The organism is Peribacillus sp. RS7, from assembly GCF_041956845.1.
Classification (GTDB): Bacteria; Bacillota; Bacilli; order Bacillales; family DSM-1321; genus Peribacillus.
Window position 1 is genome coordinate 461,034 of sequence record NZ_CP168135.1, and the last position, 26,952, is coordinate 487,985.

Consider the following 26,952-nt stretch of genomic DNA (forward strand, 5'->3'; position numbering starts at 1 on the left):
TTTTGCTCCCCCTCTTTAGTGTTTCGTTGTGTAATCACGTTTACGCGGTGCGATCAGTGATACATCAATATCTTCATAATGGAATTCAGGTGCTTGATCCATGCCTTTGAATGTTGCCATAGTTGTTTTCATGAATTCCTCATCATTACGTTCTGGGAAATCAGGTTTGTAATGCGCTCCGCGGCTTTCGTCACGGTTTAACGCACCAATTGTGATTACACGAGCCAATTGCATCATATTTTGCAGCTGTCTAGTGAATGCAGCTCCTTGGTTACTCCATTTTGCCGTGTCATTGATGTTAATTTTCTTGTAACGTTCCATCAGTTCAAGAATCTTGTTATCCGTTTCTTTCAGCTTGTCATTGTAACGAACTACAGTAACATGCTGTGTCATCCACTCACCAAGTTCTTTGTGAAGAACGTACGCATTTTCGTTACCATCAAGGGACATGACTTCATTCCATTTTTCCTGTTCTTGTTTTTCGTACCCTTCAAACAACGAAGAAGAAATGGATTCTGAAGTTTTATCAAGGCCTTCAATATATTTAACGGCATTCGGTCCAGCGACTGAACCACCATAGATTGCAGAAAGAAGTGAGTTCGCACCAAGACGGTTACCGCCATGTTGAGAGTAATCACACTCACCAGCAGCGAATAAACCTTTGATGTTAGTCATTTGGTCATAATCCACCCAAAGTCCGCCCATGGAATAGTGAACGGCAGGGAAAATTTTCATTGGAACTTTACGTGGATCTTCACCCATGAATTTCTCGTAGATTTCAATGATTCCACCAAGTTTTATATCAAGTAATTTAGGATCTTTATGTGATAGATCCAGGTAAACCATGTTTTCTCCATTAATGCCAAGCTTCATGTTCATGCATACGTCGAAGATTTCACGAGTCGCGATATCACGAGGTACTAGATTACCATAAGCAGGGTATTTTTCTTCAAGGAAATACCAAGGTTTTCCGTCTTTATATGTCCAGATACGTCCACCTTCACCACGAGCGGATTCACTCATTAGACGAAGTTTGTCATCTCCAGGGATTGCAGTCGGGTGAATTTGAATGAACTCACCATTTGCATAATTTACACCTTGTTGATAAACGATGGAAGCTGCTGAGCCTGTATTGATCATTGAGTTAGTTGATTTACCGAAAATGATTCCAGGGCCACCGCTCGCCATGATGACTGCGTCGCCAGGGAATGATTTGATTTCCATTGAAGTCAGGTTTTGAGCTACGATACCACGTGCTGTTTGTTCATCATCGATAACAGCTCCAAGGAATTCCCAGCCTTCATATTTCGTTACAAGGCCTTCAACTTCATAACGGCGAACCTGCTCGTCCAATGCGTAAAGTAATTGTTGACCAGTTGTTGCACCAGCAAATGCTGTACGGCTATGTTGAGTACCACCGAAACGACGGAAATCAAGAAGACCTTCCGGAGTACGGTTGAACATAACACCCATACGGTCAAACATATGGATAATAGATGGTGCTGCTTCGCACATCGCTTTAACCGGCGGTTGGTTAGCCAAGAAATCTCCGCCATAAACTGTATCGTCGAAGTGGATATATGGAGAATCCCCTTCACCTTTTGTATTTACTGCCCCATTGATTCCGCCTTGGGCACAAACTGAGTGAGAGCGTTTAACAGGCACTAAAGAAAATAAATCAACCTGTTGTCCCAGCTCTGCTGCTTTGATCGTAGCCATTAATCCAGCTAGACCTCCACCAACGATAACTATTTTACCTTTACCCAATTCTGTCACTCCCTTATTTCCATTAGCCAAGCTATGTTTTTCCTAATACTTATAAATGAACTCTATCTTCTTATACGAAAGCGAAAATTGCGCTAATTCCGATATAAGAAAGAAGAACGAAAACGATCAATGTAAAGTAAGTCATGATTTTTTGCGATTTAGGTGAAACTGTAAGACCCCAGCTCACTGCAAATGACCATAATCCATTAGCAAAGTGGAAAATTGCCGAGATAATACCAACAATATAGAACACAATCATAAATGGACTAGAGAAAATTTCAGCCATCATATCAAAGTTAACTTCAGCACCCATAGCTGCTTGAATTCTAGTTGCCCATATATGCCAAACAAGGAAAATCAACGTTATGATTCCAGTTAGACGTTGCAGCATGAACATCCAGTTACGGAAGAAACTAAATCTGCCTAAATTGTTTTTTGCTGTAAAGGCAATATAAATTCCGTACACAGCATGGAAAATGAGCGGTAGATAGATAACGACCCATTCTACCAAAATCTTCACGGGCGTATACTCAATTAAATGAACTGCCCCATTAAAAGTTTCTTCTCCTTTTGTTGCCATAAAGTTTACCGATAAATGAAAAATTAGGAATAGACCAATTGGAATTACTCCTAGAAGTGAATGAAGCCTGCGATTCCCAAACTCACGATTTTTTGCCACTAAGTGCCCCCCCTTAATTTGTGAAAAATCATGCAAAGATAAACTGGTGGCTACCTTTTATCTCCGCGTGAAAATACAGTATAGAGTCAAAAAAACTCCTCTATACTTCCTTTACAATTATGTGACATGTCCATTTTACTCCTGACTTCTATGTGCGTCAAGAAAACGGATACAAGAAATCTCTTTTTCAGAATAGATTTTATTGGATTAAATTGGCTATTTTTTGTTTGTCAAGATGATATTTTGAAGAAATTTCAAATTTAACTATTAATATCTCGGTATAATTTCTCATTTTTTTCCAATTGTTATTTAAATAAATAAAAAACAGTATAATTTGCAAAAGAAATACGTTTATAATAGATTTACAGAAAGAGGCGATAAACTATGAAAAAAAATATTGCTGCTGCGATAGAAGAAGAGATTCAAGCTGAAGAAATTCAAACTGAAGAATTCCAAGTTCCAGCTTTCGGATACGAATTAATCAGAGAAGTTCTATTGAACGATATTCTCGGAAAAGACTCTAATCAAATCCTCTATTGGGCAGGTAAACAGTTAGCAAGAAAATTCCCATTGAATGGCGATCAGGAAGTGATTGAATTTTTCCAGAGCGCTGGATGGGGCAATCTGGAAATCATGAAGTATTCAAAAAACGAGATGGAATTATCCCTGACGGGTGAAATAATCAGCCGCCGCCTGGATTTACACCCTGACTGTCACTTCCAACTTGAAGCCGGTTTCCTTGCCGAGCAGTTTACACTGCAAAAAAAATTCCTCAGCGAATCAACGGAAGAAATCAAACGCCGCGCAAAAAAAGTGATATTCACCATCCAATGGGATCCCAGAGACCCTATCTAACGAGCCCTTAAAACAGACTTACCCTTTTTACCGGAAGTCTGTTTTTTTATTGGACTCCTTACACTCAAGCTAGCACATTTGCATGCTGTCCAAGTTTAAATGCTTCATGAAGAGATTCGACCGCCTTCACCATTTCCTTTTCATTGACGACAGTCGAGACTTTAATTTCCGATGTGCTGACCATTTTCACTTGGATGCCTGTATTGGCCATCACTTCAAACATCTCGGCAGCCACTCCTGGATTGGATACCATACCAGATCCGACGATGGACACTTTGGCCAACCCACCCTCCGTTTCGATTCGGTCGAATGCCAATCGTTCTTTATTGTTTTCCAGCACGATCAATGCCGCTTCCGTATCTTCACTTTTTGTGGAAAATGATAGATTGGTCGTATCCTCGGCAGTCATGCTTTGAATGATGATGTCCACATTAATCCGGTTTTTCGCAAGTGTCGTGAAAATTGTGGATAATGCACCAAGTGATTGTGGCAAACCATAAATTGTGACCCTAGTAATACTGTCTTCAAAAGCAATGCCGCGTACAATTAAGTTTTCTTCCATAGTTGCTTCCTCCTCTATGATCGTTCCTGATTCTCTCTCCATGCTTGAACGGACTTCAAGCGGGATTTGATAATTCTTTGCATATTCGACAGCCCTTGGATGTAGGACGCCCGCCCCCAGGTTTGCAAGTTCCAGCATCTCATCGTAAGAAATGGATTGAAGTTTTCGCGCACCTTTTATGTAGCGTGGATCCGTAGTGAAAACACCCGTTACATCCGTATAAATATCGCATCTATCCGCATTCAGCGCTGCAGCGATGGCAACCGCCGTCGTATCGGAACCACCCCGCCCTAAGGTAGTGATTTCCCCATTTGCATCGCTCCCCTGGAAACCGGCTACGACCACAATTTTCTTTTCCTGGAGTTGGGCTTGAATCCTTGTAGAATCGATGTTTAAAATCCTGGCATTCCCATGAACGGATTCCGTTTGCATGCCTGCCTGCCAGCCTGTGTACGAAATGGCTTCATGTCCTTTTTCAATCAATGCCATCGTTAACAGGGATATCGTGATCTGTTCCCCCGTCGTCAATAGCATATCCATTTCCCTCTTGCTCGGGGTTCCGGAAATATCTTGGGCCATGGAAACCAATTGATCTGTGGTTTTCCCCATAGCTGAAACAACGACTACAACACCATTTCCATTCTCCACTTCCTCGATTACCCGATTGGCAACATTTTTGATTTTTTCTACGCTTCCGACGGATGTTCCGCCGAATTTTTGAACGATTAATGCCATCCTAATGCACCCTCTCTACCTTTTTAGGCAATAAAAAAAGCAATGAGAAATATCTCATTGCTGTGATCACATATCTGATACTGTAAACACAGTGAGATAGCTCTCCAGGGTATTAACCCTGACAATCCGCCATTTATTAAATGTCAGACCAGAAAAACAAGGTATGAGTCTTGTCTTCCTTCGGCGTCATCCCCTTTCAAAACCTTTCATGGAAGCTCATACTTCTCCAGGTTTTTACTCTTGAATTCCGCACCTCTATCAGCACTTTTAAGTTGTCTAGTTAAAAATTCCTTTTAATCATAGCATAGGGAATAGTCGGTAGCAAGATTATTCTTGTAATTTTCTTACGATTCCCTCGGCTACCCCTTTTGGCATGCCCGCTTCCATAATTTCCTCGGCCGTTGCCTCTTTGATTTTCTTTAATGACCCAAAATGCCTCAACAATTGCTTCCTTCGCTTTTCCCCGACACCTGGAATATCATCTAGCTGGGAGTGAACCGCATTTTTCCCGCGTAGCTGGCGATGAAACGTAATCGCGAATCGATGCACCTCATCCTGAATTCTTTGCAATAAGTAAAATTCCTGGCTACGTGAATCAAGTGGTACGAGTTCAAGCGGATTTCCAATCATCAACTGCGAGGTCCTATGCTTTTCATCCTTAATGAGACCTGATAGTGGAATATCAAGGCCCAATTCATTCTCCAATATATCCCGAACGGCTTCCACATGGCCCTTTCCACCATCGATGATGATTAAGTCCGGAAGCGGCAGCCCTTCTTTCAATACTCGTGAATACCTTCTTCTGACCACTTCACGCATCGATTCATAATCATCAGGTCCCTGGACCGTCTTGATCTTATATTTACGGTACTCCCTTTTTTCCGGTTTCCCATCAATGAACACGACTAAAGCGGAAACAGGGTCACTTCCCTGAATATTGGAGTTATCGAAAGCTTCAATTCGGTGCGGGGTGTAGATGCCTAATTGGGTCCCGAGGTTTTCTACCGCATTGATGGTTCTTTCTTCATCCCGTTCAATCAAGGAGAATTTTTCCTGAAGGGCGATGGAGGCATTTTTATTCGCTAATTTAAGCATGTCTTTTTTCGATCCCCGTTTCGGGTGAATCGTTTTGACACCAAGGAGCCCTTCGGCCATTTCAGCATCCACTGACTCAGGCAGCAAGATTTCCTTTGGTTTAAAGTGGTTGGTAATCTCGTAAAACTGACCGAGGAATGTAAGAAGTTCCTGTTCCGGTTCATCATAGACAGGAAAAAGTGAAACATCTCTTTCTATCAATTTACCCTGTCGGACAAAAAATACCTGAACACACATCCAGCCTTTATCATAGGCAAACCCAAATACATCCCTGTCGATGAAATCGGTCGTCATCATTTTCTGCTTCTCCATCGTAATATCGATGTGGGCAATTTTGTCACGGAACTCTTTGGCCCTCTCGAAATCGAGATTTTCTGATGCCTCCAGCATTTTTTCAGTCAGTTCTTTTTTTATCTCAGTATGTCCACCGTTCAAGAAGCGGTTGATATCATCCACCATTTTCTTATATTCCTGTTCCTCAACATCATAAACACATGGGGCCAGGCACTGGCCAAGGTGATAATAAAGACAAACACGATCAGGTAAGGTATTGCATTTTCTAAGGGGATAGATGCGATCGAGCAATTTTTTCGTTTCGTTAGCTGCAAAAGCATTTGGATATGGTCCGAAGTATTTCCCTTTATCTTTTTTTACTTTTCGCGTAATGATTAGACGTGGATGACGTTCCGCCGTCAGCTTGATGAAAGGGTACGTCTTATCATCCTTAAGCATGACATTATATTTTGGATCATGTTTTTTGATTAAGTTCAGCTCTAAAATAAGCGCCTCGATATTGGAAGAGGTAACGATGTATTCAAAATCCTCTATCTCATTCACAAGCCGAAATGTTTTTCCATCATGAGAACCCGTGAAATAAGAACGGACACGATTTTTCAACACTTTCGCTTTGCCTACATATATGATCGTTCCCTGACGATCTTTCATTAAATAACAACCAGGTTGATCGGGAAGAAGGGCAAGTTTATTCTTTATTTGTTGGTTCATGCATTCAGCCTCCTGTTCTCCCATTTTACAATTATTATATATCAAGTTAGCGAAAAAAGCTTCAAGTCCGCAGACTTGAAGCTTTTTTTAGCTAACTTACTATTACGAGTGTTTTGAAATAAGTTCAGCAAGTGCTTCTTTAGGTTGGAAACCAACAACTTTATCCACCACTTCACCGTCTTTAAGGACGATTAATGTCGGGATGCTCATCACACCGAATTTCCCAGCTGTTTCTTGGTTTTCATCTACATCCACTTTTACGATTTTCGCTGTATCGCCAATTTCAGTATCAAGCTCTTGAAGAACAGGAGCGATCATTTTACAAGGTCCGCACCATGGTGCCCAAAAATCTACAAGAACTACACCTTCGCTAGTATCTGTTGTGAAAGTTTGGTCAGTTGCATTTACAATAGCCATATATATTTCCTCCTCAAAATTACTCAAATAACTAAAGACAGTATACCATTGTTGCTAGAAACGATGCTAATATTTTGCTTCAGTGGTAGGATGTCCAAAAAAAGAGTAAATATGCAGGCTCAAACCTTGCCTAAAAGCCAAAAAAAATGAAGGGGCAAGACATGTATCGGCTTATGCCAAATGTCTTGCCCCTCATCAGAATTTATTTCTTTTAAGCGTTAACTTTTAGTTTTTTGAATTCTTCCGTAAGTAATGGAACGACTTCGAAAAGATCTCCGACAATTCCATAATCAGCTATATTGAATATGTTAGCTTCCGGGTCTTTGTTGATGGCAACGATAACCTTGGAGTTGGACATCCCCGCTAAATGCTGTATCGCTCCAGAAATACCGCAGGCGATATAAAGGTCTGGTGTAACGACTTTACCCGTTTGCCCGATTTGCAAAGAGTAATCGCAATAGTCCGCATCACATGCACCGCGGGAAGCACCTACCGCTCCGCCCAGTACTTGTGCCAGTTCCTTCAATGGTTCAAAACCATCTTCACTTTTCACGCCACGGCCACCTGCGATGATTACTTTTGCTTCTGAAAGGTCGACCCCTTCACTAGCTTTTCTAACAACATCTTTGATGATTGTGCGTAAATCCTTAATATCCACACTTAATGCAGAAACATCACCAGAACGGGACTCATCTTTCGCTAACGGTTCAATATTGTTCGGGCGGATTGTCGCGAATATCACGCCATCTGTAACAATTTTCTTTTCAAATGCTTTACCAGAATATATCGGGCGGGTGAAAACGATATTTCCGCCTTCTTCTTCAATGGATGTAACGTCGGAAATCAATCCTGATTCAAGCTTTCCAGCCAATTTAGGTGCAAGGTCTTTTCCCAGAGCCGTATGTCCAAAGAAAATCCCTTCTGGCTTTTCCTGCTCGATGACGGCAAGCAATCCTTGCGCATAACCATCTGAAGTATATTGTTTCAATTGATCATTTTCGACTGCAACAACCCGGTCTGCACCATACTGGATCAATTCATTTCCGAAATTTTGAACACTGTCACCAACTAAAACACCTACGATTTCCCCGCCATCTGCAGCAAGTTTAGCCGCACCGATAGCTTCAAATGATACATTTCTTAGTGAACCGTCGCGAACTTCGCCCAATACCAGAAACTTTCTAGCCATTTATAAAAACCTCCTGTGCTCTATTTTATCTATTTGTCGTGTGTTGTTGTTTTAAAAGTACCGTTTCGATTAAATCACTTTTGCTTCGCTGCGTAATAATTGAACAAGTTCGCTGACTTGGGCACCGATTTCGCCGTTCAATACTTTTCCAGCTTCTTTTTTCGCAGGAAGGTAGATTTCAATCGTTTTTGTTTTTGCTTCAACATCTTCCTCTTCCAAATCCAGGTCATCCAATTCCAATTCTTCAAGCGGTTTTTTCTTCGCTTTCATGATTCCCGGCAAAGAAGGATAACGTGGCTCATTTAGCCCTTGTTGAGCTGTCACTAACAATGGAAGAGATGCTTCGATCGTTTCAGAGTCCCCTTCGACATCCCGGATAACGCTTACATTTCCATTTGCAATGTCCAGTTTAGTAATGGTTGTAATATAAGGAATTTCTAAAATCTCGGCAACTCGTGGACCCACTTGACCAGAACCGCCATCGATTGCAACGTTCCCTGCAATGATTAGATCGGCATTTTTACCTTTTAAGTATTCGCCTATAATTTTGGCAGTCGTGAATTGATCGCCATTTTCTATGTCGTCCTCAATATTTATCAATACGGCTTTGTCAGCCCCCATTGCAAGCGCTGTGCGTAATTGCTTTTCAGCCTCTTCGGTTCCGACAGAAATAACCGTTACTTCGCCGCCTTGTGCATCTCGCACCTGGATTGCTTCTTCAACAGCATATTCATCGTATGGATTAATGATGAATTCTGCTCCATCCTCATTAATTTTCCCGTTGGATAGTGTAATTTTTTCTTCTGTATCAAATGTTCTTTTCAGCAGTACATAAATGTTCACGATAATACCTCCCGAATGATTTGAGTTTTGAAGATTATGAATTTTATTGATATATATTATTGTATTCTTCAAATTTCATCAAAATCCTGCATGATATATAAAAATAGTTATTTATTTCCCTTTGAATACAGCTTCTCTTTTTTCCATGAAAGCGCCAATTCCTTCTTTTGCGTCAGCAGTATCGAAAGCTTTGCCAAAGAGGTCGGCTTCCCTTTCCACACCTTTATAGTAGGAATCATGCTTGGAATAATTTAATAATTCTATAGCCGCCTTTAAAGCCAGAGGGCTTTTCTTGGCAATTTTATTGGCTAGTTCCTTCGCTTTTGGAATCAGTTCTTCATCCGAGAAAGCATGATTGGCCAATCCGCATTGCACAGCTTGGATACCTGTAATCGGTTCACTTGTAAACAGCATTTCAGCGGCTTTTGCCATACCCACATAACGAGGAAGACGCTGGGTGCCAGCAAATCCAGGTATTAAGCCCAACTGCAGTTCAGGCAAACCTAGTTTAGCCTTTTCGGTTACCAAACGGATGTGACAGGACATGGCCAGCTCCAATCCTCCGCCAAGCGCCGCACCATGGATGGCTGCAATGACCGGCTTTGGAAAAGATTCGATTTTCTCGAATACAGATTGACCATTCTTGGTCAGCTTCTCGAAAGCCTTACCGTTTGTCACTTCCGTAAACTCTTTAATGTCTGCTCCTGCAGAGAAAAATCTTCCTTCACCATGAAGAAGGACAACCCGTACGGCTTCGTCTTGCTCAATTTGATCAAAGGCCTGTGACAGCTCTCCGATGATTGCCGTAGAAAGCGCATTTGCTGGTGCATGATCAATCGTTATAAATGCTACATGATTTTCGACAGAAAGCTTAAGGTATTCCATATCTATCCCTCCTGGCATCTAGTCAAACTTTTTTGAAAATTCTATATGTATCACTTCCCGGTAAGCCGGAAAGCATATTAACCGATTCTTTCGAGGATGGCTAGCCATCCTCTATTAAAATCGTTAACTTTTCAAGCCACAGCCGCCAATTAGAAGGCGGTGAACGTCTGGTGCAAGGTCTGGGAGCGAATACTTTTGCTCATTCATGACCCAAGTCGTCACTGTTTCGTCAATCGTTCCAAAAATCATCTGCCTGGCAAGTAAATTATTTAAATCAGGCAAAAATTCGCCGTTCTCTTTTCCTTCTATAATGATCTGATCGATTAAATTTAAATATCCTCTTAACACATCATTAATCCTTAGGCGTAATTCTTTATTCGACTGTCTTAATTCCAACTGAGTGACAATTGCTAAATTCACGTCTTCTGAAAGGTTTTGAAAATGTTTTTGGATGAGCACATGCAGTTTATCCGAAGCTGTGGTCTTTCCTTTTAGTTCTTCTTCGATCTGTTCCACAAAATAGCCCATCTTTTCATGGAATAATGATATTAAGATATCTTCTTTATTTTTAAAATAAAGATATATGGTGCCATCCGCTACGCCTGCCTGCTTGGCGATTTTGGATACTTGAGCTTGATAGTAACCGTTTTGGGCAATGACGATAACGGCCGCATCAATAATTTGGTTATACTTTGGTCTGTTGCGTTTCACTGGATGTCCCCTTTCAGAAAATGAATGAATCATCATTCATATTTCTATCATAAAATGACGACCCTTTACTGTCAAGCAAAAACTTCTAAGAGTCATGGCATTCCACTTATGTTCATTGTACAGCCCCGATCCATAGGTTGTCCAGTCGTTCTGCAAAACACGGAGCCCTATTCCGCTGCTCCGTATGAAGGGGTTGCTTGTTTACGCTTCTTTTCTTTCCTCCGATATTTTTTTCTTTTCTTCCTCGATAAGGACTCTTCTCAGGATCTTTCCTATCGTCGTTTTAGGAAGTTCCTCCCTAAATTCATAGCTGCGCGGCACCTTATAGGAAGCCAGGCTTTTTCTAGCAAAATCATTCAATTCATCTTCAGTCACCCGGGCATTTTTTTTCAGTACGACGTAGGCTTTGACGGTCTCACCGCGATATGGGTCAGGGATACCTGCCACAACAACCTCCTGTATGGCCTCATGCTCGTATAGTACCTCTTCCACCTCACGTGGGTATATATTGAAACCACCAGCAATGATTGTATCCTTTTTCCTCTCGACTACATAAAAGAACCCCCGCTCATCCATGTAACCCAGGTCGCCTGTTAGTAGCCAGCCATCTTTAAAAGTGCTTTCCGTTTCATCCGGACGGTTCCAGTAACCTTGCATTACCTGAGGTCCTTTTATGGCAATCTCACCAATTTCATTCGGAGGAAGCTCTTCGCCCGTTTCCAAGGACAGAATCACCGAGTCGGTATCTGGCCATGGCAATCCAATGCTTCCTTTTACACGCGGCTGATCCCAAATGAAATTAGCATGGGTTACCGGAGAGGTTTCCGACAGTCCAAAGCCTTCAACCAGCTTCCCGCCGGTAATTTTCTCAAACTGCTCTTGAACCTCTAAAGGTAATGGTGCAGAACCGCTTATGCAGGCATTGATGGAAGAAAGGTCATACTTAGCGATATCCGGATGGTTCAAGAGGCCGATATACATCGTTGGCGCTCCTGGAAACATGGTCGGTTTCTGTTTTTGGATGGTTTTAAGCGTCGCTTCAACATCAAACTTCGGCATGATGATCATGGTATTCCCTTCCATGACGGAAAGAACCAAGACTGTCGTCATACCGTACACATGGAAGAATGGGAGTATCGCAAGAATCCTTTCCTCACCGCGCTTATTTTTATAAAGCCATGCATTGCACATTTTTGTATTTGCCAGCAAGTTCTTATGGGTAAGCATGACCCCTTTGGGAAAGCCTGTTGTCCCGCCAGTATATTGCAAAAGTGCAAGGTCGTTATTCACATCGATCGGCTCAGTGACTTCTTCAGGGACCTTTTGTTTCATGATTTCGGAAAATAAATGATGATTGCCCGCATGCTCCACATTGATGACAATGCCATATTGCTTTTTTTGAATAAAAGGATATATAATATTTTTCGGAAAAGGTAAATATTCCTTGATAGCGGTTACAATTATATGTTCTATATCCGTTCTTGAAGCGACTGCAGTGACACGGGGAAATAAAATATCCATCGCTAAAATTATTTTCGCTCCTGAATCTTTCATTTGATACTCTAATTCACGTTCAGTATAGGTTGGATTCGTTTGAACCACGACACCGCCAGCCATCAATATCCCAAAAAAGCTTATGACACCCTGAGGGCAGTTCGGAAGCATGACGGCAACGCGTTCTCCTTTTTGAAGACCGATACTTTTTAAATACGCTGCGAACTTTAAAGCAGATTCATGCACTTCCTGGAAAGTTAATTCTTTTCCCTGGAAATGAATCGATACTTTATCAGGGAATTCTTCGGCTGATTCCTTCAAAAAAGAATAAAGAGGTTTATCTTCGTACGACAAAACCGCTGGTATCTGTTCCGGATAAATAGCTTGCCATGGCTTATTGCTCATTTGCCCCCTCCTTCTGAATATTCTCAATACTCTTTATCATTATAATACAATCGGGATTTTCTTACAATTGCTTAAATTCAGAAAAATAAGCATAAAGACTGATGATGAGCGTTAAGGTAGTCCATATGTCCTGTAAGAGTACAAGAGAGGATTGGAAACACTTAAAAAGGAAAACAAAAAAAAGGAGTGTTTTACTCCTTACAGACTGTAAACAAACTTGAAGAAAAGCTTTTTTTGTCCCATTTCAATATGTTACGAATTAGATTTGCAGCATAGTCTTGGTTTCGAAAGTTTCACTTTACACACCACCTCCTTTTTTAAATTAGAATTCAAATAAAAGAAGCGGCACAATGGCCGCTTCAATTGAAGAATATCATATAAAAAATTCCTAACAGAAAAAAGATTCCGCAACAAACAATTAAGACTTTTGCAAGCTTCTCCACAGTTTTCTCCCTCTCATGAAGGGCATTAAGAAATTCCTGCGCCGATGACAAAAGATAATGCGATTGAAATGATCATCGATAGGAATCCAACTGCCCGATTATCTTTTTGTATCTCTTCATCTATTTTAAATCCAGGAGTCATAAATTCAAAAATGAAATAACCGATCAACAGAAGGATAAATCCGTATACGCCCCAGCCAATCATGGTAAGCATCGAATTCTGATGGAGGATGGACTGTTGGAATACATAGGCGATTCCAAATATTTTACCACCTGTTGCCAACGCGACAGAAAGGTTTCCCTGTTTGATTTCCTCCCAGTTCTTGTACTTTGTGACAAGTTCAAAAATGGCTAAAAAAACAATCATGCAAAGAATGACGACACTGTAACGAGCAGCTATATATACATATTCATTTTCCCACATGTTCTCCATGGTCCAACTCCCGAATGGTAACTAGCCACCCGGCTTGGCAGTTAGCCGGAATGACCACTTTCCTTTATTTAAATTCCACCACCGTAACACCTGTTCCGCCTTCACCGGCTTCGCCGAAGCGAATCCTTTTGACAGAGCGGTGATTTTTCAAGTATTCCTGGACCCCGGACCGGAGAGCGCCCGTTCCTTTACCATGAATGATGGAGACACTGGAATAACCGGCCAAAAGAGCATCATCAACGTACTTTTCCACTCTTGATATTGCATTTTCAAAGCGTTCACCACGTAGGTCAAGTTCCACGCTAACATGATAATCGCGACCTTTTATCGTAGTAAGCGGCTTTATTTCTTTTACTTTCGTGGCCTTGATGAATTCTAGGTCAGACTCCTTCACCTTCATTTTCATGATGCCGATCTGAACCTGCCATTCATTACTTGATACCTTCTCGATCAAATGACCTTTTTGACCAAAACTTACGACCTTTACTTCATCTCCAGGTTTCAAGCTTTTATCCAGAGGCCTCGCCACTTTATTTGATGTTTTTTTCACTTTAGGCGCTGCTTCTTCGAGCCGTTTTTTGGCATCGATCAGTTCATGTTCTTTAACATCGGCATGCTTTTCGAGTCGCAGTTTACGTAAGTCAGCTATAATCGCTTCCGCTTCTTTTTGTGCATTTTCAACGATCGCCGCTGCCTCTTTTGCTGCCTTTTCAACCATAGCATCCCGTTCTTCATGGTATTCACCAATTTGCCTTTGAAGGTCTTTATGAAGAATTTCCGCCTGTTTCAGGTGATTCTTGGCTTCCTGCTCCTCTTCTTCGGCCTTCTTGCGGCTGTCTTCAAGGGACGCTATCATATTCTCAACTTTATTCGTATCCTCACCAATATGGCTGCGGGCGCTGCTTATCACGCTTTCTTCCAAACCAAGGCGCTTGGAAATTTCAAACGCATTACTCCGTCCCGGTACACCGATCAAAAGTTTATAGGTGGGACTCAAGGTTTCCACATTAAATTCAACGCTTGCATTAATGACGCCTTCCCGATCATATCCATAAGCTTTTAATTCCGGGTAATGTGTCGTGGCAATCACACGTGCACCGCGCTTATACACTTCATCCAAAATGGAAATGGCCAAAGCGGCACCTTCCTGAGGGTCAGTTCCCGCACCAAGCTCATCGAATAAAACTAGGCTATCATAATCGACATTCTTAAGGATATCGACAATATTGACCATATGCGAAGAGAATGTACTTAAGCTTTGTTCAATCGACTGTTCATCACCAATATCGGCATAAACAGAGGAAAACACTGCCGTTTCGGAACCATCAAGCGCAGGGATTTGCAGACCTGACTGGGCCATTAATGTACAGAGGCCAATCGTTTTCAGGGTAACCGTTTTACCTCCTGTATTCGGTCCGGTGATGACAATCGTCGTAAATTCATCACCAAGGAAAATGTCATTGGCCACGACAACATCACTCGGAATGAGCGGGTGTTTCGCTTTGAATAATTTCACGCGTCCCTCATTATTCAGAATCGGTTTGGACCCTTTTATCGCTTTTGCATACTTTGCCTTGGCGACAAGAAAATCGATTTGTGCAAGGACTTTGACATTATGAAGCAATTCAGGGGTGAACGCACCTACCTTTTCCGAAAGTTCGACCAGGATCCGTTCTATTTCCTGCGTTTCCTTCACTCGGGTTTCCTGCAGGACATTATTCAGTTGAACGATTGCTTGCGGTTCAATGAACAATGTCTGTCCAGATGAGGATTGATCATGAATGATCCCGCCATACACACTGCGGTATTCCTGTTTTACCGGGATGACAAAACGGTCATTCCGGATGGTGATGATGGCGTCCGATAACATCTTTGATGCATTGGAAGAACGGATCATACTTTCCAGTTTTTCCCGGACACGGCTTTCGTTCGTCCGAATTTGGTTTCTTAGGGTACGGAGCTTATCGCTAGCAGAATCCATCACTTCGCCATGCTCGCTTACTGCATACGTAATTTCCTGCTGCAAATCAATCAATGGATGAAGGGAGTCGATATATTCGGCTAAAAGCGGAACTTCAATTTCCTGTTCTGCAAGTTCTTCGAAGAAACGGCTGAGAATCCTGCCGGCTCGAATGGTACTCGCAAGTTCCATCAATTCCATAGGTGAGAGCATTCCGCCAATCTGTGCCCTTTTTGCATGAGGACGGATATCAAAAATCCCGCCCAATGGCAAGTTACCTTTCAAGCGGACGATTTTTGCTGACTCATCTGTTTCTTCCTGCCATCTCGACACCTCTTCAAAATCAGTAGAAGGCATCAAGTGCTGTGCCTTCTCTTTTCCTATGGAAGAGGATGCGTGTGAGATTAATTGTTCTTTTATTTTATGAAATTCCAATGTCTTTAAAGCTTTATTATGCATGGAGTTAAAGCTCCTCCTTATTTATGGGCAAATAGTTAATCATTTCTCTTTAAAAACGCTAATAATCCATCCGTATCCCTTGCATTAAGAACCGTTGATTCTTTAATCCAGCCCTTTTTGGCCGACGAGACCCCAACAGGCATATGATCAAGCATATCGATGCTGTGGGCATCTGTATTGATAACAATCGGAACGCCTGCTTCCTGTGCCTTGCGCAGATGGGGAGGTGCCAAATCCAATCGGTTCGGATTCGCATTCAATTCCAAGGCGGTATTCGTTTCGCGTGCCAGTTCGATCAGCATCTCTATATCGACATCATATCCGGCGCGTCTGCCGATAATCCTTCCCGTTGGATGGGCGATTATGTCGACATGCGGATTATTCAGAGCCGTTTTTAAGCGCTCCATGATCGTTTCCCGCGGCTGTGAAAAGCTTGAGTGGATCGATGCGATAACCAAATCCATCTCTGCAAGCAGCTCATCGTCATAATCAAGTGTCCCATCAGGAAGTATATCCATTTCAATCCCCGAAAGAACGGTAAAATCATCGTATTTTTCATTCATTTCATGGATGATCCGTTTTTGTTCACGTAAACGTTCCACGGTCAAGCCGTTCGCAACTTTCAAATATTGCGAATGATCGGTTATGGCCATATATCGATAACCTTTTGCACGGCACGCTTCAATCATTTCTTCAATAGTATGAGCCCCATCACTCCATGTCGTATGCATGTGCAGGTCACCTTTGATGGCCTCCAAAGATATGAGAGATTCATTTGCATCATAATGCTCTACTTCCGTTCCGTCTTCACGCAGTTCTGGGGGAATGAATGGAAGACCAAAATGATTATAAAAACGTTCTTCCGTTTCAAACGTCAATACCTCACCGGTTTCAGCCACTTCCACCCCATATTCGCTGATTTTCTCACCGCGATCTTTAGCCAGCTGGCGCATCCGCACATTGTGATCTTTCGAACCGGTAAAATGATGGAGTGTCGTTATGAATTCCTTATCCTTCACGATCCGGAAATCGACGGAAATATCATATTCATAATCTAGCACGACCGATACTTTTGTATCACCCGCTGCAATCACTTGCTTTATGCCCTTTAATGCAAGCAGTTGATCCTTAACTTCTTCGGGATGATCTGTCGAGATGATGAAATCGAGGTCCTTGATCGTTTCCCTCATACGCCGGATGCTGCCGGCTCTGGAAGAACGGATGATGTATTCCACGTTAGCAAGGGCCGTTTCAATATCATCCGCAATCGGCCTCATGAAGGCAAGGGGCAGCCGATCAGGCCTTGAACCTGCCTCGGCAATCGCAGACAGGATCTTCTCTTCCGTTTTTTTGCCGAAACCGGCAAGCGCCGCGACCCTGCCTTCATCACAGGCGAGTTTAAGATCATTCACATCATTTACATGCAGCTCTTTATGAAGCTTGGCAATTTTCTTCCCGCCCAAACCTTGAAGCTGCAAGAGCGGAATCAGACCTTTAGGCACCTGCTCCTGAAGCTCTTCAAGTACAGTCGATTTCCCCTCATTCATATACTCTTCAATGACGGATGCCGTTCCTTTCCCGATTCCATTTAAAGCGGTAAAGTCTTCGATGGCCGTCAGGCTCCGGTCATCCGTTTCCAAGGCGCCTGCTGCCTTTCGGAAAGCAGAAACCTTGAACGGGTTCTCTCCTTTTAATTCCATATATATTGCGATTTTTTCTAATAATTTAATGATATCTTTTTTATTAATCTTCATTTCATTCACCGCCGAAAAAATTAGTAGGGTGTCCCATGTTCACTTTCTTAAAGATACCTTTCTTGGAGGTAAAGTACAAGCAGTCCGATTCTTGACTTTCGATTCAATCAGTAGGAAGTTACATGCTGCTACATAAAAAGGGGCCTCCCCCTTTCAAAGTATAGGAATCTAGGACTTTGAGAAAGGGAGGCAGGCCCTCGTATACTGACATTAAGATTGTTTTAAATCATGAAACCAAAGTTCCTTCACTTGCTCGGAAAGGAACGGTGTATGTTTCACGATCGATTCTGCCAGAAAAGATCCCGTTAATGGTTTCTGGATGGAATCCATTGGCAGCATGGCAGCTATATATAATATAATAAACATGATAAGATAGACTTCGATAAAGCCCAATATCCCTCCACCCCAGCGATTCAGCTGTTTTAAAATCGGAAGATGGGTAATGAAATTCAGCATGGACCCGATCATTTGCCAAAGAATCTTGGCAGCAAAGAAAATGATTGCAAAGGCAATCGCATTGTAATACGCCGTGTCCAGCCCGACTGTATCGAAAAACATATTAATCGTCGAGGAATCACCCATAGTCGGAAACGGAATCCACAATTTCAAATTGGGAGCAAGATCTCCGTAAAATACATAGGCGACGATGAAGGCTACTATGAACCCAGTCATATGAACCGTTTGTAAAATGAAGCCACGCTTTAAACCGATTAATAAACCGATTAAAAGAATGGCCAGAATTGCTAAATCAAGCATGTACTCAGTCCTTCTCTCTCTTTAATTCCAGTTGAAGCTGGTCTAGTTCATCTTTTAATTTTATATATTCGTGAATCGTATTCACGGCCGTTAGTACCGCTAGCTTACTTGTATCCAAATATGGATTTTTCATCCTGATTTCTCTCATTTTTTCGTCAACCATCGAAGCGACCAGGCGCATATGACTCGCGCTTTCTGTACCGACGATTGTATATGGTTGTCCGTATATATCAACTGTTGTTTTATTTCGTTTATCGTCTGACAAAATGATGCCCCCAATCTAAACAATCCTAATTCTATCATATCATGAAGTTTTTCGTCATGAAAGAGAGTACAGCGTCATTTCTTGCATAAAAAATACAATAATTTGTCAAAAAAAAACGACTTAAGGAAGAAGATTACCTAAAAAATAAAATGAAGTTAGGAGTTTACCCATTATGTCCCATGTTGTTTTACTTATCAGCCCTGAACAAATAAAGGCGATGAAATCCCATTATTCTTCATCCTTGGCCGCCAAGCTGCCGCCGGGGAGCATCTTTTCCGCAAAACCGCCGCTATGTACGGTGACCGCCTATAAATCCGGAAAGGTACTCTTTCAGGGTAAGAATGCCGAACAGGAAGCGGTAAAATGGCAACAAAATACCACTGCTGTGGCTCCAAAGAAAAAAACGGCTTCATCTGCATCAGTAAACGTCCATCGCTATTCACCACCTGCAAATATCGGAAACATGTCAGTGATTGGTTCCGATGAAGTCGGAACAGGAGACTATTTCGGTCCGATCACCGTCGTGGCCGTATATGCAAAAAAGGAGCAACTCGCCCTGTTGAAGGAACTTGGTGTCCAGGATTCCAAAAATCTGAAGGATCCACAAATCATCGAAATTGCCAAACAAATTAAGGATGTGGTGCCATTCAGCCTGCTCACATGCGACAACCCGAAATATAATACGCTGCAGGCAAAGGGAATGTCACAAGGAAAAATGAAGGCACTCCTCCATAACCAGGCTATCAAGAATCTCATGCAAAAAATCCAGCCGGAAGAAGCGGAAGCGGTCCTTATTGATCAATTCGCTCAACCAGATGTATTTTTCAATTACCTAAAAGGCCAAGAACTATTTCAAGCCAATGCCACCTATTTATGCACAAAAGCGGAAGGCATACACCTTGGAGTGGCAGCCGCTTCCATCCTGGCCCGATATGCATTCGTCAAACGCTTTGACTTGCTGAGTGAAAAAGCCGGATTCAAAATCCCTAAAGGTGCCGGCTTTGCAGTCGATGAAGCGGCCGCAAGATTGATTCATGAGAAAGGAATCGAATCATTAAACGAATTCACGAAAACCCACTTCGCCAATACAGAAAAAGCGAAGCGATTATATCAACAGAAATATCATAAATAAGGGAAAGCGGCTGACCTTCCGGGTACAGCCGCCTTTTTTTGTTTAATGAAGAACGTGATATACTCGTGAATTTGCGCGTTTTTCTCGTGAAATTACGTGATTTACTCATGAGTTTGCGGGCTTTACTCGTGAGTTGCGCGCTTTACTCGTGAGTTGCGCGTTTTTCTCGTGAGTTTACGTGATTTACTCGTGAGTTTACGCACTTTACTCGTGAATTCGAGACATTTACTCGTGATTTTGCACATTTCACTGAATTCGAGACATTTACTCGTGAGTTTACGCACTTTACTCGTGAGTTTACGCACTTTACTCGTGAGTTTACGTGATTTACTCGTGAGTTTACGTGATTTACTCGTGAGTTTACGCACTTTACTCGTGAATTCGAGACATTTACTCGTGAATTCACGCCATTTACTCGTGAATTCGCACATTTCACTGAATTCGTGCGTTTTTCTCGTGAATTTACGTGATTTACTCGTGAGTTTACGCACTTTACTCGTGAATTCGAGACATTTACTCGTGAATTCACGCCATTTACTCGTGAATTCGCACGTTTTACTCGTAAGTTCATAAAAAGACAGCTTCCCTGGATTCAGGGAGCTGTCTTTCTGGTTTTATCCTCTTAGTTCTGCGCCAGCTTTTTCTTTGACGGCTTCAAGCACTTTTTCATGTGCTTTTGTAATGTCCTCGTCCGTTAGCGTACGTTCCGGATCGAAGTATTTCAGTGAGTAGGCAATGGATTTCTTGCCTTCCTCCATTCTGTCACCCTCGTATAAGTCGAAGATGCTTACTTCTTTCAGTAGTTTGCCGCCAGCTTCTTCAATAATATCCTGAATGTCCCCGGCTTTCGTAGCTTGGTCCACAACGAGCGCGATATCGCGTGTTGTTGATGGATAGCGCGGAATGGTTTTGTAGGCAATCGGCGCGACTTCGGCTTCGGCCAATGCTTTTAATGAAAGTTCGAAAATGTATGTTTCTTTAATATCCAAGTCTTTTTGGACGGTTGGGTGCACTTGGCCGATAAAGCCAATCACATCACCATTCAAAAGTACTTCCGCTGTCCGTCCTGGATGCATGTCGTTGATTTCCGCTTGGCGGTAACTGATTTGATCAGCTAATCCAAGTGTATCGAATAACGCTTCGATCACGCCTTTGGCTACAAAGAAATCCACTGGTTTCTTTTCACCTTGCCATAGGTGCGATTCCCATAGGCCCGTGATGGCTCCAGCAATATGTTCTTTTTCTTCAGGTAGTTCTTGTTCGTCCTGCTTAAAGAAAACCGAACCGATTTCATACAAGGCTAGTGAATCCATTTGGCGGGCATTGTTATATTTCACGACTTCCAGCAATTGAGGAACGATGCTCAAACGCAATTGGCTCCGTTCTTCACTCATTGGCATTGCTAAACGAATGGATTCTCTAGCTTCCAATGCGAATTGGGACGCTTTTTCCTGGCTTGTCAGTGAATAGGTCACCGCTTGATAAAGGCCTGCGCCTTCAAGTGTACGGCGTGCTTTCCGCCGTTTAATTTGATAGTCAGTCAATTGGCCTGGAGTAGAAGAACCGATCGGCAGTGTAGCGGGAATGTTATCATATCCATATAAACGTGCAGCCTCTTCAACTAAATCAGCTTCAATCGTAATATCACCACGGCGCGTCGGGACAGTGATGGTGAACGTTTCATTGTCAAGTTCGACGCCGAATTGAAGGCGTTTGAAGATGGACTCTACAACTGACACGGTCATGCTTGTTCCAAGAAGTGTGTTGATTTTTTCAAGTGTGATGCTAATGACCGCAGGTTCCATTGTCAATTCATCCACTTCTGCCGCTCCTTGTAAGACTGTTCCGCCAGCATATTGTGCAATCAATTGTGCTGCACGTTCTCCAGCTTCACGTACACGGGCCGGATCGACGCCTTTTTCAAAACGGGCACTTGCTTCACTGCGTAAGCCATGGTCTTTAGAAGCTTTACGAACTACTGTACCTGCAAAAAATGCACTTTCAATAATGATGTTCGTTGTATCATTTTTCACTTCTGAATCCGCTCCGCCCATTACACCAGCTATTGCAACAGGCTCGCTGCCATTTGTGATCACTAAATGGTCTGGTGTCAAAGTGCGTTCAGCTTCATCCAACGTTACGATTTTTTCTGCATCTTTCGCTCTGCGGATGACGATTTCCTTTGAACCAAAGCGGTCATAATCAAAGGCATGTAGCGGTTGACCATATTCAAGCAAAATGTAGTTCGTGATATCGACCACATTATTATGAGGTCGGATACCTGCAGACATTAGCCGAGTCTGCATCCAAAGTGGTGAGGGTCCGACTTTAACATCTTTAATGATTTTTGCAATGTATATCGGGTTATCTTCTTTCGCTTCCACTTTGACACTGATATAATCAGAAGCTTTTTCAGCTGCCTCTTCTTTCTCGACAACCGGCCATTTCACTTCCCGGCCTAGAATGGCACCCACTTCGTATGCAACACCAAGCATGCTTAATGCATCAGAACGGTTTGGAGTCAGTCCAAGTTCAAGCACTTCATCACTTAATCCGAGTTCCTCCAATGCATCATTCCCCACTTCCACATCATTAGGGAAGACGAAGATTCCTGTAGCATAATCCTTGGACACGAGCTTGGACTCGAAGCCCAATTCTTGAAGCGAGCAAATCATCCCGTGCGATTCTTCTCCGCGAAGTTTCGCTTTCTTGATTTTGAAATTACCTGGAAGGACTGCGCCAACAGTAGCGACTGCAACTTTTTGGCCTTTATCGACATTCGGTGCCCCACAGATGATTTGAACGGGATTTTCGGCCCCGATATCAACTTGGCATTTATTCAATTTATCCGCATTTGGATGCTGTTCACGTTCAATGACATGCCCGATGACGACTCCCTTAAGCCCTTCACTTTTCTTTTCTACCCCTTCAACCTCAATGCCGCTTTTCGTGATTTTGTCTGCTAGCTCCGTTGCATTGATGCCTGAAAGGTCAACATAATCTTGTAACCATTTATATGACACAAACATGGTAGGTCCTCCTTTTTAAAATAAAAATTTATGCTTCGTGATGGTTGAATTGTTTTAAAAATCGAACATCATTCGTATAGAAATGACGAATATCGTCCACACCGTATTTCAACATGGCAATCCGTTCCACGCCAATTCCAAATGCGAATCCAGAGTATTTCTTGGAATCGAAGCCAGCCATTTCAAGGACGTTCGGATGAACGATCCCGCCGCCAAGCACTTCAATCCAGCCTGTTTGTTTACATACGCTACAGCCTTTACCACCGCAGATTTTACAAGAAATATCCACTTCGACGGATGGCTCCGTAAATGGGAAGAAACTTGGACGAAGACGGATTTCACGGTCTTGCCCGAATACTTTTTTCGCAAATACGTCAAGCGTTCCTTTCAGGTCGCTCATGCTGATGGTCTCATCGATGACCAAGCCCTCAATTTGTTGGAATTGATGGGAGTGTGTCGCATCATCGTTATCACGGCGATATACTTTACCCGGGCAGATGATTTTAACAGGACCTTGACCTTTATGTTTTTCCATGGTTCTTGCTTGAACCGGTGAAGTGTGCGTACGCATCAGGATTTCATCCGTGATGTAGAAGGAGTCCTGCATATCACGTGCCGGATGGCTTTTTGGCAAGTTAAGTGCCTCGAAGTTGTAGTAGTCGCTTTCAACTTCTGGACCTTCTGCAACCGTATAACCCATACCGATGAATAAGTCTTCGATTTCCTCCACGACACGTGTTAATGGGTGAAGATTCCCCTTGTTAACCGGACGTCCTGGAAGTGTGACGTCAATCGTTTCAGTTGCTAGCTTAGCATTGACTGCCGCAGTTTCAAGTGCTTTTTGTTTCTCCTCGATCTTTGTTGCGATCGCTTCCCGAACATCATTGGCTAGTGCCCCGATTTTCGGACGTTCTTCGGCAGATAATTTACCCATGCCGCGCAATACCTCAGTGATTGGTCCTTTTTTCCCTAAATAAGCGACACGTACTTCATTCAGTTCCTTTAATTCGGAAGCGGCGGCAACTTTTTGCAACGCTTCTTCCTGCAGTTCTAGTAAACGTTCCTGCATCATGTCTTCCTCCTTTATTTTCCTTTTGTAAAAATGAACACAAAAAAACCCCAATCCCTAAAGGGACGAGGTTTATGTATCGCGGTACCACCCTTATTAGTGCATGAACAAATAAACTTCTGCACTCACTTCATTAAAAATAACGGCTTTTCACCGGAACATTTTTCGGACATTCTGTCTTCCCAATGCCAACTCGAAAGGTGAATTCCCTTAAGCAGTGCCATAAAAATGCTTTCAGTCAAGGCATTTTTTCCCTGGATATGGATAACTTAAGTTACTACTCTTTGTCATCGTTGTTTCAATATAAAATTCTGTTTTATTATATTATAATTCCACGGCCGTTTCAAATCGATTTTCGTAAATGGTACATTAAAATCCCGGCAGCGATCCCCACATTCAGAGATTCGCTTTTTCCGTAGATGGGGATATAAAGGTTTTTAGTCGTTTTCTCCAGTAATTCCTTCGATACTCCTTGGCCTTCATTGCCGACCAGCAGGGCAAATCGGGAAGACTTTTCCACTTCTTCAAATGGGGATGCGCCTTCTAATGCCGTGCCATAGACCGGTGTGCCGAGTTGCTTCAGCTCATCGATGATTTCGGAAAGGTTCCCTTTAATGACAGGCATATGGAATAGGCTCCCTTGTGTCGAACGTACCACTTTGGGATTATACAAGTCGGCACACCCTTCGCCAAGAATGACCGCATCGATTCCAGCTGCATCCGCTGTCCTGATCATCGTTCCAATATTCCCCGGATCCTGGACGGCATCGATCAACAATAGTTTATCCGGATTAATGGACGTCATGCTCGTTGATTTCTGTTCACAAACAGCTGCAATTCCCTGTGGGGCTTCGGTATCGCATATCGCTTTCATAATATCATTTTTCACATAGATGACTTCTGTGCCTTCCAGCTTAAAATGGGCTGGCATTTCAGTTTCTTCATTGACGATCACTTCCATGACGATATCTTCTTTTAAGGCTTCTTCAACTAGGTGAAAACCCTCGACTAAATATTTGCCTGTTTTATCTCGTTCTTTTTTCGTCAATAGCTTTTTCCATTGCTTCACTTGCGGGTTTTTTACCGATTCGATATATTTCAAGGGTAAACGCTCCTTTAACTTAACACTGATTTTCCTATTATAACGCAATTCACATACATATTGCATGCGAGTTTGTGAAATGCTATTAATGTCAGTCATTATGTGTTAGAGGAGGAATAATTGTGAATTTAAACCTACGTAATGCGATCATCCAAAATGTATCTGGAAATTCGCAAGAGCAGCTGGAAGACACGATTGTCGATGCCATACAGAATGGCGAGGAAAAAATGCTTCCTGGATTGGGAGTATTATTCGAGGTCATCTGGCAAAATTCATCTGAACAGGAAAAACAGGAAATGATCACTGCCCTCGAAGAAGGATTAAAAAAATAACAGCCCTCAAAGGCTGTTATTTTTTTGATTAGCTTACTTCTTCATTGGTACCACTTTACCGGCGCCAGCCTTCAATTCTTCGATAGAGACTTCTTCATCGATAAGAAGAATGAATTTCTTAGCGCCCACTTCTTTAAGCATCGCTTTTGTCTCAGCAAAAGAGTAGCCGTATTTCGTGAAAAAGCTGCGTAAATCTCCGGATCCTTCATCAGTGAAGTAGTGGAAAATTTTTAAAAAAAGAGTATCCTCCTTATCCTGATTGGCGATGATCAGGATATCCGTATGTTCATTTCCAAGCTGCACATCATTTTTTATATCAGCTGCTACTGTCATTTGGGAGCCAGTCACGCCTTTTGCTTGTAAATCTTGAATTGCAGCAAGTAGTTCCGGATTAGAGTCAAAAACACCATATACGTTTTTTTCCATGTTTTTCCCCCTCCTTGTTACTTTACTTATAATAAAATTCCTTTGTAATTATACCTTGCGGCTTTATCAATAAACAAGCAAATAGTCTATTGAGAATTCCTGACTAATATACGAGGGAACCCTTTGCCTAAAGGGTTTAAGATGAAAATTATCTACAGTTTTTTAAGGGATTGTACAATTCGAACGTTGCCTCTAGGCACTTGCTTTCCGCGGGCGGTCCGGGAGCCTACTCGGCGCCTTTGCGCCTGCGGGGTCTCGCATACCCGTTGTTTTGAAATTTAGATAGAACCCCTTTTGTCTACAAATTGAAATAACAGCCTTGTGCAGGCTGCTATTTCAGTATTATAGATTATCGGTATTAATTCGATTTTTAATGTATTCATCCTTCAAGATGTCCTCTTTCTCTTGCTGCCCATTATTAGCATTCGGGCTTAAGGTCCGATCCAGTGCTCCTTGAGGATCCAGGGACTTATGATCCCCTGGCTTTTGTTCCTTATACTTTTCGGTGGAGTTCCCCCTGATTTCCCTTTCTTGGGCTCGCTTCGTATCCAGCTCTTCCTTATCAAAGATGTTGGCAGAATTTCCGTGAAGTTCTTCGCTTCTTCCTGGCTGTGCTTCCACTTCCCTTGTTTGAAATGCATTCGCAGTTGTTTCAGGAAAAAGGTTCGGGTCCGGATTGTTCACCACCCCTGTTTTAAGCGGATTCTCTGCAGGTAGTTCGTCTGCACCCTGCATGCCGTTGGAAGTTACGCCTTCTCGTTGTGATAAAGTTTCCGATTCATCTAAAAGAATCAGGAATTTTCCAGCTTCCACTTCGTTTATATAAGCGGTGTCTTCACTATCGGCAAGCCCTAAGTCACCTAGTCGGTTCCTTATATCTCCAGAACCCTCGTTCAGGAAAAAGTGTTTCATCTTATCAATGAAGGAATCGTCGTTCGAGTTAGTAACGACGTCTACATCCGGATCCCGCTTTTCATTGACGAAACCCAAATCTTCTTTCTTATCAGCCATTACTGTTATTTCTCCCTCATGGACCCCTTTTTCCTTGAGGGATTGTATAGCCTGGATTATTTCTTTTTCCGTATTAAAAACACCATATAATGTTTTTCCCATGCATCTTCCTCCTATTATTCCGATATTTCTTCTTATG

24 protein-coding genes, 1 riboswitch and 1 other annotated feature are annotated in these 26,952 nt (G+C 42.4%); of the genes, 4 read left to right on the top strand and 20 right to left on the bottom strand.

What is annotated here, in order from left to right:
- Positions 1–15 precede the first annotated feature (15 nt).
- Together sdhA and ACDZ29_RS02430 are read right to left on the bottom strand one after the other, a co-directional pair.
- Positions 16–1,767 (bottom strand): succinate dehydrogenase flavoprotein subunit, encoded by a 1,752-nt coding sequence (sdhA, locus tag ACDZ29_RS02425; protein WP_289315433.1) that lies wholly within the window; start codon positions 1,765–1,767, stop codon positions 16–18.
- A 70-nt stretch (positions 1,768–1,837) separates the two neighbouring features.
- Positions 1,838–2,446, bottom strand: a complete 609-nt coding sequence (locus tag ACDZ29_RS02430) for a succinate dehydrogenase cytochrome b558 subunit (protein WP_289315432.1) — start codon at positions 2,444–2,446, stop codon at positions 1,838–1,840.
- 384 nt (positions 2,447–2,830) lie between these two features.
- Here ACDZ29_RS02430 and ACDZ29_RS02435 point away from each other — a divergent pair, with 384 nt between their 5' ends.
- Positions 2,831–3,301 (top strand): YslB family protein, encoded by a 471-nt coding sequence (locus ACDZ29_RS02435; protein WP_375089738.1) that lies wholly within the window; start codon positions 2,831–2,833, stop codon positions 3,299–3,301.
- Positions 3,302–3,365: 64 nt separating this feature from the next.
- On the opposite strand, the gene ACDZ29_RS02440 is transcribed toward ACDZ29_RS02435, so the two are convergent.
- The 13 genes from ACDZ29_RS02440 to zapA form a co-directional block, all read right to left on the bottom strand.
- On the bottom strand, positions 3,366–4,598 hold the full coding sequence (locus tag ACDZ29_RS02440) for an aspartate kinase (RefSeq protein WP_370016001.1): 1,233 nt from the start codon (positions 4,596–4,598) through the stop codon (positions 3,366–3,368).
- 89 nt (positions 4,599–4,687) lie between these two features.
- A riboswitch (Lysine riboswitch) is annotated at positions 4,688–4,864 on the bottom strand.
- 61 nt (positions 4,865–4,925) lie between these two features.
- Positions 4,926–6,698: an excinuclease ABC subunit UvrC gene (uvrC, locus tag ACDZ29_RS02445; RefSeq protein WP_289325957.1), complete on the bottom strand. Its 1,773-nt coding sequence runs from the start codon at positions 6,696–6,698 to the stop codon at positions 4,926–4,928.
- A gap of 102 nt (positions 6,699–6,800) precedes the next feature.
- Positions 6,801–7,115: a thioredoxin gene (gene trxA / locus ACDZ29_RS02450; protein ID WP_375089740.1), complete on the bottom strand. Its 315-nt coding sequence runs from the start codon at positions 7,113–7,115 to the stop codon at positions 6,801–6,803.
- A 211-nt stretch (positions 7,116–7,326) separates the two neighbouring features.
- On the bottom strand, positions 7,327–8,304 hold the full coding sequence (locus ACDZ29_RS02455) for an electron transfer flavoprotein subunit alpha/FixB family protein (RefSeq protein ID WP_289325959.1): 978 nt from the start codon (positions 8,302–8,304) through the stop codon (positions 7,327–7,329).
- Positions 8,305–8,373: 69 nt separating this feature from the next.
- On the bottom strand, positions 8,374–9,147 hold the full coding sequence (locus ACDZ29_RS02460) for an electron transfer flavoprotein subunit beta/FixA family protein (protein WP_289315426.1): 774 nt from the start codon (positions 9,145–9,147) through the stop codon (positions 8,374–8,376).
- 111 nt (positions 9,148–9,258) lie between these two features.
- Entirely contained in the window at positions 9,259–10,032 is a 774-nt protein-coding gene (locus ACDZ29_RS02465) for an enoyl-CoA hydratase (RefSeq protein ID WP_289325960.1), read from the bottom strand.
- A gap of 123 nt (positions 10,033–10,155) precedes the next feature.
- Positions 10,156–10,743 (bottom strand): TetR/AcrR family transcriptional regulator, encoded by a 588-nt coding sequence (locus ACDZ29_RS02470; RefSeq protein WP_289325961.1) that lies wholly within the window; start codon positions 10,741–10,743, stop codon positions 10,156–10,158.
- 201 nt (positions 10,744–10,944) lie between these two features.
- A complete protein-coding gene (locus ACDZ29_RS02475) occupies positions 10,945–12,642 on the bottom strand; it encodes an AMP-binding protein (protein WP_375089741.1) in 1,698 nt (565 codons plus the stop codon).
- A 468-nt stretch (positions 12,643–13,110) separates the two neighbouring features.
- A complete protein-coding gene (locus ACDZ29_RS02480; RefSeq protein WP_370016006.1) occupies positions 13,111–13,518 on the bottom strand; it encodes a DUF350 domain-containing protein in 408 nt (135 codons plus the stop codon).
- 64 nt (positions 13,519–13,582) lie between these two features.
- Positions 13,583–15,937, bottom strand: a complete 2,355-nt coding sequence (locus ACDZ29_RS02485; protein WP_289315422.1) for an endonuclease MutS2 — start codon at positions 15,935–15,937, stop codon at positions 13,583–13,585.
- A gap of 35 nt (positions 15,938–15,972) precedes the next feature.
- A complete protein-coding gene (polX, locus tag ACDZ29_RS02490) occupies positions 15,973–17,691 on the bottom strand; it encodes a DNA polymerase/3'-5' exonuclease PolX (protein ID WP_375089743.1) in 1,719 nt (572 codons plus the stop codon).
- 210 nt (positions 17,692–17,901) lie between these two features.
- Complete coding sequence (locus ACDZ29_RS02495) at positions 17,902–18,447, bottom strand: CvpA family protein (RefSeq protein ID WP_289315420.1); 546 nt, start codon at positions 18,445–18,447, stop codon at positions 17,902–17,904.
- A gap of 4 nt (positions 18,448–18,451) precedes the next feature.
- Positions 18,452–18,712 (bottom strand): cell division protein ZapA, encoded by a 261-nt coding sequence (zapA, locus tag ACDZ29_RS02500; protein WP_048678967.1) that lies wholly within the window; start codon positions 18,710–18,712, stop codon positions 18,452–18,454.
- A gap of 172 nt (positions 18,713–18,884) precedes the next feature.
- Here zapA and rnhC point away from each other — a divergent pair, with 172 nt between their 5' ends.
- Positions 18,885–19,844: a ribonuclease HIII gene (gene rnhC, locus ACDZ29_RS02505; protein ID WP_289325966.1), complete on the top strand. Its 960-nt coding sequence runs from the start codon at positions 18,885–18,887 to the stop codon at positions 19,842–19,844.
- A 168-nt stretch (positions 19,845–20,012) separates the two neighbouring features.
- Positions 20,013–20,417, top strand: coding sequence for a hypothetical protein (locus ACDZ29_RS02510; protein ID WP_375089745.1), 405 nt, complete (start codon positions 20,013–20,015; stop codon positions 20,415–20,417).
- Between the two features lie 41 nt (positions 20,418–20,458).
- Here the strand turns inward: ACDZ29_RS02510 and pheT are convergent, their stop codons facing one another.
- From pheT to ACDZ29_RS02525, 3 genes are all read right to left on the bottom strand, one after another.
- On the bottom strand, positions 20,459–22,873 hold the full coding sequence (pheT, locus tag ACDZ29_RS02515) for a phenylalanine--tRNA ligase subunit beta (protein WP_375089747.1): 2,415 nt from the start codon (positions 22,871–22,873) through the stop codon (positions 20,459–20,461).
- Positions 22,874–22,901: 28 nt separating this feature from the next.
- Positions 22,902–23,942, bottom strand: coding sequence for a phenylalanine--tRNA ligase subunit alpha (gene pheS, locus ACDZ29_RS02520; RefSeq protein WP_375089748.1), 1,041 nt, complete (start codon positions 23,940–23,942; stop codon positions 22,902–22,904).
- A gap of 58 nt (positions 23,943–24,000) precedes the next feature.
- Positions 24,001–24,242, bottom strand: a binding site (T-box leader).
- A gap of 43 nt (positions 24,243–24,285) precedes the next feature.
- Positions 24,286–25,044, bottom strand: a complete 759-nt coding sequence (locus ACDZ29_RS02525; RefSeq protein ID WP_370016011.1) for a TrmH family RNA methyltransferase — start codon at positions 25,042–25,044, stop codon at positions 24,286–24,288.
- 122 nt (positions 25,045–25,166) lie between these two features.
- Here ACDZ29_RS02525 and sspI point away from each other — a divergent pair, with 122 nt between their 5' ends.
- Positions 25,167–25,376 carry a small acid-soluble spore protein SspI gene (gene sspI, locus ACDZ29_RS02530; protein ID WP_214748415.1) on the top strand — a complete coding sequence of 70 codons (210 nt, stop codon included), beginning with the start codon at positions 25,167–25,169 and terminating at the stop codon, positions 25,374–25,376.
- Between the two features lie 33 nt (positions 25,377–25,409).
- Here the strand turns inward: sspI and ACDZ29_RS02535 are convergent, their stop codons facing one another.
- Together ACDZ29_RS02535 and ACDZ29_RS02540 are read right to left on the bottom strand one after the other, a co-directional pair.
- Positions 25,410–25,802 carry a general stress protein gene (locus ACDZ29_RS02535; RefSeq protein WP_289325970.1) on the bottom strand — a complete coding sequence of 131 codons (393 nt, stop codon included), beginning with the start codon at positions 25,800–25,802 and terminating at the stop codon, positions 25,410–25,412.
- A gap of 342 nt (positions 25,803–26,144) precedes the next feature.
- The gene (locus tag ACDZ29_RS02540) at positions 26,145–26,915 is read right to left on the bottom strand and encodes a general stress protein (protein ID WP_375089750.1); all 771 of its coding nucleotides are present in this window, start codon (positions 26,913–26,915) and stop codon (positions 26,145–26,147) included.
- Between the last annotated feature and the right edge of the window lie 37 nt (positions 26,916–26,952).